The sequence below is a fragment of the Nocardia cyriacigeorgica genome (assembly GCF_010858045.1).
GTDB lineage: Bacteria > Actinomycetota > Actinomycetes > Mycobacteriales > Mycobacteriaceae > Nocardia > Nocardia cyriacigeorgica_E.
In genome coordinates this window covers 1-8,392 of record NZ_JAAGVC010000076.1, presented here as the reverse complement: position 1 = coordinate 8,392, position 8,392 = coordinate 1, and the positions used below count along the sequence as shown (strand labels likewise).

6 protein-coding genes and 2 pseudogenes are annotated in these 8,392 nt (G+C 69.8%); 7 read left to right on the top strand and 1 reads right to left on the bottom strand.

The features are described 5' to 3' along the window. Both GV790_RS28485 and GV790_RS28480 read left to right on the top strand, forming a co-directional pair. Window positions 1–250, top strand: a pseudogene (locus tag GV790_RS28485) (LysR family transcriptional regulator); the annotation flags it as partial. Between the two features lie 814 nt (window positions 251–1,064). Further along, complete coding sequence (locus GV790_RS28480) at window positions 1,065–2,015, top strand: hypothetical protein (RefSeq protein ID WP_175586029.1); 951 nt, start codon at window positions 1,065–1,067, stop codon at window positions 2,013–2,015. A 216-nt stretch (window positions 2,016–2,231) separates the two neighbouring features. Here the strand turns inward: GV790_RS28480 and GV790_RS28475 are convergent, their stop codons facing one another. Continuing rightward, on the bottom strand, window positions 2,232–3,650 hold the full coding sequence (locus GV790_RS28475) for an alpha/beta fold hydrolase (protein WP_163817869.1): 1,419 nt from the start codon (window positions 3,648–3,650) through the stop codon (window positions 2,232–2,234). A gap of 85 nt (window positions 3,651–3,735) precedes the next feature. Here GV790_RS28475 and GV790_RS28470 point away from each other — a divergent pair, with 85 nt between their 5' ends. From GV790_RS28470 to GV790_RS28450, 5 genes and pseudogenes are all read left to right on the top strand, one after another. Then, the gene (locus GV790_RS28470; RefSeq protein WP_163817867.1) at window positions 3,736–4,281 is read left to right on the top strand and encodes a CGNR zinc finger domain-containing protein; all 546 of its coding nucleotides are present in this window, start codon (window positions 3,736–3,738) and stop codon (window positions 4,279–4,281) included. 663 nt (window positions 4,282–4,944) lie between these two features. Further along, window positions 4,945–5,613, top strand: a complete 669-nt coding sequence (locus tag GV790_RS28465; RefSeq protein ID WP_163817866.1) for an HdeD family acid-resistance protein — start codon at window positions 4,945–4,947, stop codon at window positions 5,611–5,613. Between the two features lie 49 nt (window positions 5,614–5,662). Beyond that, window positions 5,663–7,153, top strand: a complete 1,491-nt coding sequence (locus GV790_RS28460) for a S8 family serine peptidase (RefSeq protein WP_163817864.1) — start codon at window positions 5,663–5,665, stop codon at window positions 7,151–7,153. Between the two features lie 182 nt (window positions 7,154–7,335). After that, on the top strand, window positions 7,336–8,103 hold the full coding sequence (locus GV790_RS28455; RefSeq protein ID WP_163817862.1) for a phytanoyl-CoA dioxygenase family protein: 768 nt from the start codon (window positions 7,336–7,338) through the stop codon (window positions 8,101–8,103). Between the two features lie 27 nt (window positions 8,104–8,130). Then, window positions 8,131–8,392 (top strand): annotated as a pseudogene (locus tag GV790_RS28450) (hypothetical protein); the annotation flags it as partial.

The window sequence follows — 8,392 nt, the reverse complement described above, 5'->3', positions numbered from 1 at the left end:
CCCCCGATTCCACACCCCCGCCGTCTCCTTCGACATGTCTCAACGCGACCTGCGTGACGGGATCACTCTCGCCCCGGCCGGAGAAGCCGCGGCCACAGCGGCACCGGCCGGCCTCACCTGGCGACCGCTGCGCGCCGCGCCCCGCCTGAGCATCCACCTGGTCCTCCCACGCGAACAGTCGCCGCTGCACCGCCGCATCCGTACCGTCGCCAGAACCGTGGCGCACGAGCTGCACTGGCTGCCGGACTGACGCGAACCCAGGCGGCCGTCGGAGGGCTCGCCGAACACGAGCCCATGCCCGTCATCGGCGCCGCCCGCCACCTCATGAACACGGGCATCGCTCTGCGCGTCGATGCGGCCGGCGGTCCAGGCCGATGAAGTCGAACTAGACGCCCTCGGCATGGCCCGACCGGCGCGGCATACGGGTGCCGTGTGCACGGGCGGGGGCGGCGTAGATGACGGCTCGGAGCGGATTCGCAACGAAGGCCGAGGGCATTCGTCCGCGGCCGGGACACCATAGGGCCGCAGAGAAACCGATCCAGGGCGGCCGAGCGGCGCGCGGCACCTGGCCACTGCCGACGCTGGGCGTGACGGACCGTCGCGCCCAGCCACCCGATGGGGGTGCTGATGGTAGGGGAGGGGGTGCACCGCACCGAACCCGCCGCATTGTGGGACGCGCGTACCAGCGACCCCAGTTTTCGCATCGCCTGTGACTGCGGGGATCCGCGGGCACGAGCCCGGTCGGCCGACTCCTCGAGCCAACAAGGGCGCCATTCCTGACCGCCGATAATGTTCACTTATCGGCGGTCAGGATCGAGCCGATTCCCTTGGGATTCTCTGGATTTCGTTTCGTGTCATTACGTCGCCGCTAACGAAACAAACGCTACGATTTTCCGGTGGCGAACGTATGTAACTTCCCGGGGTGTGCGCGACCGATCACGAAGGGCGGGGGGCCGGGGCGGCCGTCGGAATACTGCGACCTTCCCGAGCACACGCGGTGGCGGGCGTGGCGGGAACGTCAACGGCAGCAACAGGAGTCGACGACACCGGGAGATTCCGTCACTGTGACGCAGCCTGGTCCGGCGACGGCGGCGCGGGTGCGCGCCGATGAGCTGCTCGAACAGTTCCGTGGCCTGGCCCAGCAGTTGGGCACCACCCTCAACGCGGCCGTCGCCGAACTCGCCACGCTGGCCGACCCGTCGGTGGCCGAGGCGCAGATTCAGCAGATCCAAGCCGAGGCCGCCCGCCGCATCGCCGAAGCCGAAGTGGCCGCCGCCGATGCCGAACAGGCCCGCCGCGCCGCCGACGAGCAGCGGGTGCGCGCCGAAGAAGCCGCCGAGGACGCTGCAGCGGCCGCCGAAGCGGCCGAGGCGCGCAGTGCCGCCGCCGAAGCCGACACCGCCCGGGCTCGCGCCGATCGCGACGAGGCGCTGCGCGAGGTCGAAGCGGTGACCACACAGGCCGCCGCCGATGTTTTCGCCTCCCGCAGCACCGCCGACGCCGAGATTCGCGCCGCCCGTCAGGAATGCGCCGACGACATCGAACGGGTACGCGAACAGACCCGTGAAGAGATCGAACGGGTACGCACCACCGCGGCCACCGAGATCGAACAGATTCGCCGCGCCGCCGCCCAGCAGGTCACCGCGGCCGCCGCCGAACGTGATCTCGCTGTCCAGCGCGCCGCCGACGCCGAACGGGCCATCGAACGCACCGAACGCACGGCCGCCGAACGCGCGCACACGATCCAGGAGCTACGCGCCGAACTCGAGCGGGCGCGCACCGAACTCGGCCACGTCCGCACCGAACTCGCCGACACCCGCCGAACCGCCGCCACCGACCTCACCGCGGCGCGTGCGGAAGCGGCCGCCGCGATCGACAAAGCCCACGCCGACGCGGCTGCCCGCATCGCGGCCCTCGACGACGCCCGCGCGCAAACCTTGGCCCGCGCCGAACGCGCCGAACGCCAACTCGACGCGCTCCTGGAATCAGCCGGCAAGACAACCGATGTCGGGTAGCGGACCGGCCAGTGCCCGCACACTGCCGCGATCGAGGCGATTCCCGCAGCGGGATCACCACCTCCGGCACGCCCGGCGGATATGCCGTCCAGCCAGGCGGTGCCGTGAGGTGGTGATCATCGAGGTGGCCCCGCGTGCTCGTCTGCGGTAAACGACTGCCGTCCTGCGGCCACTGCCCGTGGCGTGGCTCCCCGCGGAAGCGGCACCGCGGCGTTGTCAGTAGCCGACCGTGATGCGTTGGCGGAGGAATGCGTTGCGCTCCAGGGTGTCCACCGCCGCGGAGGCGAGGTCGCCGATGGTGATACGGCTGTCGCCGTTGGCGTCGGTGACGGGGGTGTCGCCGGCTTCGGTCCGGTAGACGCCGGTGCGCTCGCCGGGAATGAGGTGCATGGGCGGTGGGCTCAGGTAGGTCCAGTCGACGGCGGCGCCGTCGCGGCGGAGGATGTCGAGGGCATCGGCCTGGTCGAGCGCGGTCTCCCGGTATTGGGCCGGGAAACTCGGTGAGTCGACGAACCGTTGGCCGTTCGGGGCGAGCAGGCTTCCGCCGCCGCCGATGAACAACAGACGTCGAATGCCGGCCTCGATCAAGGCGGAGGCCGCCTTGGGAACGAGGTGGTCGGAGCCTTTGACCGCGGCGACCACGGCATCGTGGCCTGCGACCGCGGCGCGGATGGAGTCGGGGTCACGGACGTCGAGATCGGCGCTGGACAGCGCCGACACCCGGTGCCCGCGGGCGGTGGCCTCTCGGGCGATGGCGCCGCCCAGGTTGCCGGTTGCTCCGATGACGGCGATCTTCATGGTGAACTTCCTCAGGAATCGGTCGATGAGGGCGACGATGTCGGGCAGTTTGTCTTCCAGTGCGAAGTGGCCGGTGTCGAGGATGTGTAGTTCGGCGTCGGGCAGGTCGCGCCGGTAGGCGTGGGCGCCGGGTTCGGGGAAGAACGCATCGCCGCGACCCCAGATGATCAGCGTCGGCGGCTGGTGCCGGCGAAGCCACGCCTGCCAGGTGGGGTAGAGCTCGACGTTGCTGCGATAGTCCAGGGCCAGGGCGAGTTGGGCGTCCTTGCGTCCGGGAAGGTCGAGGAAGTGCTGATCGAGCGTCCATCCGTCGGGGGAGACGAGCGAGGGATCGCTGGTGCCGCCTTCGTACTGGCTCCGGGTGACCGGCAAGGTGAACAGGTCGCCGAGCTCGTCGGCCGCCGCGTTGATCGTGTTGCGGGCCAGCTCCGACAGGCCTTCCTCGTAGGCGTTGGCGTTCTGCACGATCAGCCCGGCGATCCACTCGGGGTGCCTGGTGGCCAGGCGCAGGCCGATGGGCCCACCGAAGTCGAAGGCGTAGAGCACGAATCGGTCCAGACCCATCCGTTGCACGAATCCTTCGACGGTATCGGCCAGGGCGTCGAAGGAGTACACGAAACCGTCCGGGGTCTCGGTGTGCCCGAAGCCAGGGTAGTCCGGGGCGATCAGCCGATAGCGGCCGCCGAGGGCGTCCATGAGCCGCCGGTATTGGTGCGACGCGGACGGGAAGCCGTGCAGCAACAGCAGTGTCGTGCCGTCCGCCGGCCCGGCCTCCCGGTAGAAGACCTGCACCCCGTCGACGTCCACGAACCCGTGCCTGACCTCAGGAACGTTCATCACTAATGCCTCTCTCTATCAAGAACGCATTAGATCAAATCAGGCTAGTTCTAATGTGTCAACCCACTGAGATATCATTAGAACTATGGATCTGCTGATCGGTGAGCCACTCGCGTTGGACCTGCTCAACACTCGTGCGTCCACCCGCGACGGCGAGATCGATGCACTCGACAGCGTCGAGGCCTTCGAGCGCTGGCTGGCGCGGCAGGCCGACCGGATCACCGCACCGTCATCGGTCACGACCGCGACGCTGACCGCGGTCGGTGAACTCCGCGAACACATCCGCACAGCCGTCGAGGCGGCCCGACGCGGCGACCCAGTGCCCACCCAGGCCCTCGACGCCGTCAACCGGGCGATCCGCACCGCCCCCGCCTACCGGATCCTCCAGCCCGATCTCGGCGTCATCGCGGGTCGACACGGCGACAGCCTGGCTCGCCTGCTCGCCCAGCTCGCCGAGGCCGCCGTGGACCTACTCGGCGACCCCGCGGTCGTGAAGGTCCGTGCCTGCGAGGGACCGCAGTGCCGGATGCTCTTTCTGCCCACCCATCCGCGCCGCCGCTGGTGTTCCCCAGCGCTCTGCGGCAACCGTGCCCGCGTCGCCAGGCACTACCAGCGCCACAAGAACGCATGAACGGCGCCGCAAGCGTTTTCCGAGGGCCGGCGCAGCTCTCGGATCCGCGGCCGGCGGGCGCTGCGTGCGGGTGCCTGTCCTGACACGATCCGCCCAAGCACCCGAACAGGCAGCACGACATCGGATATCACGTGCGGACCGCCGGTGGTGGTCACTCGGTGCGCCCACCGGGTGTGGCTCCGGAGCAGGGCCGAGATCACCCGTGGCCGCGGCAGTGGAAACCGCCGTTGCGGCGGTCGGCGGCGACCGCACACCCGAAAGCAGCGCCTACGCATGCGCCGAGGACCGCTCCGGTGAGCAGACATGCGCCGAGCAGGGTTGCCGTGAGCAGTTCTGCACTGTCGACAATGGCCGACAATGTCAATGCAGGAGCCAGGTAGCAAGCGGCCACCGGGGAAATCAGCAGTGCTCCGACAACAGCGCCGACGAGAGCCCCGATCGACAGGGGCGAAGCTTTCACTCCCACAATCTACCGCGCGCGCAACCGCTTCGGCAGAGAGTCGCCCGAGACTGCTCCGTCACAGTGAGCCGTACCGGCAGCCTCGGTGCCTTCGACGCGGGAGCACACTCGACCGAGCAGGGTGCGGCGGGTGAATGCCACCCTGACCGGGCGAATGTGGCAATCGTTCGGCAAACGGCACGGGTTGGCCATATCATGTCGCTATGCCCACCTACGAGGATTCGGGTCCGATGTCGGTGTTGGGTCGCGGTGCGCGGCAGACGGTCCTGGTTGTCGGCATCTGCTCGGTGCTGCTCGGGGTCGTGATCATGATGTGGCCGGGGAAATCGGTGGCGACGCTCGCCGCATTGGCCGGGGTGTATCTGCTGGTCGGTGCGGTACTGCAACTGACCATCGCATTCGCCTCGGGACTCGGCCGTTTTCCCCGCGTATTGATGTTCCTCGCGGGCGCGGTATCGGCGGTGCTCGGGCTGCTCGCGTTCCGCAGCGGGGACTGGGTGCTGCTGGTGGCGATGTGGCTCGGTATCGGTTGGGCAGTACGCGGGGTGGTGCATGCGATCGCCGCGGTATGGGACGACGACGACACTCCGGGACGTGGTGCGCACGAAGTGATCGGGCTGGCGACATTGATCGCCGGGATCGTGGTGGCGATCGTGCCATTCGATTCGGCCGACGTCCTGGCCGCCACCGCCGGTTGCTGCATGATCGCTCTGGGGATCACCGAAATCCTCACCGCCCGTAAAGCTCCCGCCGAGCCGCCGTCGCAGCCGGCGGAAACCGAACCGGCTCCGCCTCGGCCCGCGCCGCCGCGCCCGGCCGTCGATACCACCATCGTCATGCCACCCGGCAGCGGACACGCCATGGGGCGCTGAAACGCCGAACCGCTGGCGGCCCAGCCGTCCAGCGGGTTGACTTGGCGGTATGGGATCACCAGATCAGCGTCGTAATTCGCTCGGCCCGACCGGGTTCCAGCCGCCCCGCACCCCGGCCGAGCTGGTCGTCGTCACCCACGGCGCGGCCGCCGCCATCGACCCCGCCGCCCTGCGCGAGAACGCCTCGGCCGAAACACGGCTGGGGGAGCTGCTACCGAATGCGGCCCTGTCGCGGGTGTTCGGTCCGCCGCGGCGACTGGAGCACCGCCTGGCGGGCACCCCGGTCGAACCCGCGGGCGCCGAACTGCTGAACTACTTCACCGTCGCCGGTGTCGAGGACGACCTGGAGGCCGAAGCCGAACGGCTGCGCGCCGATGACGCCGTCGCCGCCGCCTATGTGAAACCACCCGCCGAGCCGCCGCTGGCACCGCCGATCAGCACCACCGTCGCCGATGTCGCGGCCCGAGCCCTCACCGAACCACCCGCGGTGACACCGGATTTCCTGACCCGCCAGGGATATCTGGGCGCGGCGCCGGACGGGGTGAACGCGCAGTGGGCGTGGACTCGGCCAGGTGGCCGCGGCACCGGAGTCAGGGTGATCGATGTCGAGGGCGCGTGGCGGTTCACCCATGAGGATCTGCTCGACAATCAGGGCGGGATCATCGGCGGCAGTCCGTCACCGGATCTGGGGTGGCGCAATCACGGAACGGCGGTGGCCGGGCAGATCAGCGGCGACGTCAATGGTTTCGGCATCACCGGGATCGCACCGGAAGCCGGGATTCGCGCGGTATCGGTGTTCGGTGGCGGCGGTTCCGCGGCCGCGATCCGGTCGGCCGCCGACGCGTTGAGCGCGGGCGACATCCTGCTCATCGAGTTGCATCGCCCGGGACCGCGATTCAACTACGCCGGTCGCGGCGACCAGCGCGGCTACATCGCCATCGAATGGTGGCCCGACGACTGGGCCGCCATCCGTTACGCCATCGGCCGCGGCGTCGTGGTCGTCGAAGCCGCGGGCAACGGCGGCGAGGATCTCGACGCGGCGCTCTACGACAACAAGCCTGCCGAATTCCCCTCGACGTGGCGTAATCCGTTCCGCGGTGGCGTCGCCGATTCCGGTGCGATCGTGGTGGGTGCGGGTGCGCCGCCGCCGGGCACCCACGGGCGCGATCACGGCCCGGCCCGCTCTCGGCTGGACTTCTCCAACTACGGTGCCCGCGTCGACGCCCAGGGCTGGGGGCGTGAGGTCACCACCACCGGCTACGGCGATCTGCAAGGCGGCGGGGACGAAGACCTCTGGTACTCCGACACCTTCAGCGGCACCTCGAGTGCCTCACCCATCGTCGTCGGCGCCATCGCCTGCTACCAGGGCGCGCTCGCGGCGGCAGGGGCCGGGCGCGGTACCCCCGAGCAGATCCGGGCACGGTTGCGCGCCACCGGGAGTACGCAAACCGAGGCTCCGGGCCGCCCGGCGACACAACGGATCGGCAACCTGCCCGATGTGCGGGCGCTGCTCGGAGACGGCGCGGCGAAGGATGCCTGAAGTGATCTGCTGAAGTCGCGCCTGGTGTGGGTTGGCGGTAGCGCGAAGGTCGGCCGGTCGGGTTCGGCGTGGCCGCAGCGGATTCAGTGCAGCAGCCCGTTTACGGTCACGCCGGCTCGAGTCCTTGGCGATCCCGAGAAAAATCGATTGCGGCCACACCGCGCATCGGCGACGCTGACCGCATGCTCGACGACGCACAGGTCGCTGACTTCATCGACAACGGCTTCGTCCGGCTCCGCGGCGCCTTCTCCCACGAACTCGCCGCACAATGCCGCGACATCCTGTGGCGCGATATCGACCCCGCCACCCGGACCGGACCAGCCCTCGGCCTCGGCGACTACCACCAGCAACCATTCCTCGACGCCGCCAACACCCCGGCCCTGCACGCCGCGTTCGACACCCTCGTCGGCCGCGGCCGCTGGCAACCACGCGACACGCTGGGCGGGTTCGTCATCCGATTCCCCGGCGACGAACCCGCGGTCCTCGACGGCTGGCACGTCGACGTCAGCTACCCCGGCGAACACTCCACACCGGGCGACTACCTCACCTGGCGCGCCAACATCCGCTCCCGCGACCGCGCTCTGCTGATGCTGTTCCTGTTCACCGATATCGGCGAACACGACGCCCCCACCCGGCTGCGCGTGGGCTCCCACCACCACATCGCGCGCCTCCTCGAACCCGAAGGCGACACCGGCCTCGACGCCCGCACACTCGCCGCCCGCGCCGACCCCGCCACCGCCCACCTGCCCACCGCCTACGCCACCGGCCACGCCGGCGACGTCTACCTGTGCCATCCCTTTCTCGTGCACGCCGGACAACCCAACCGCGGCAACACCCCACGCATCCTCGGACAGCCCAAACTCGCGCCCACCCGGGCGCTGCGCATCGACGGACCAACCGAGCACCTCGCACCGGTCGAACTCGCCATCCGGCAAGCGTTACGCCGCTGATCAGGCGCGTTCCGATACCCTGCGACGATGGCGACCAGTGCAACCTTGCGGATCTCCCGCCTGCGCGCGCTCATCGAGCACCCCAACACCGGCGACAGCGAACGCGCCACCGCCCAACGCATGCTCGACCGCATCCTCACCAAAACCGGCACCGGACCGGCCGTCGGTGACCGCACCTACGGCAACCGCCACCACCGGGTAGGCCGCCACGCCGACCTCGAACGCATCGCCGACATGATCCGCGCCGACATCGTCCTGGCCCGCGCCACCTTCGCCCCACGCCCGGCCC

Bases quoted from the DNA above. Each gene is read 5' to 3' on its own strand.
- GV790_RS28460 (WP_163817864.1), top strand. From the start codon at position 5,663: ATGGGATCACCAGATCAGCGTCGTAATTCGCTCGGCCCGACCGGGTTC.
- GV790_RS28465 (WP_163817866.1), top strand. From the start codon at position 4,945: ATGCCCACCTACGAGGATTCGGGTCCGATGTCGGTGTTGGGTCGCGGT.
- GV790_RS28470 (WP_163817867.1), top strand. From the start codon at position 3,736: ATGGATCTGCTGATCGGTGAGCCACTCGCGTTGGACCTGCTCAACACT.
- GV790_RS28475 (WP_163817869.1), bottom strand. From the start codon at position 3,650: ATGAACGTTCCTGAGGTCAGGCACGGGTTCGTGGACGTCGACGGGGTG.
- GV790_RS28455 (WP_163817862.1), top strand. From the start codon at position 7,336: ATGCTCGACGACGCACAGGTCGCTGACTTCATCGACAACGGCTTCGTC.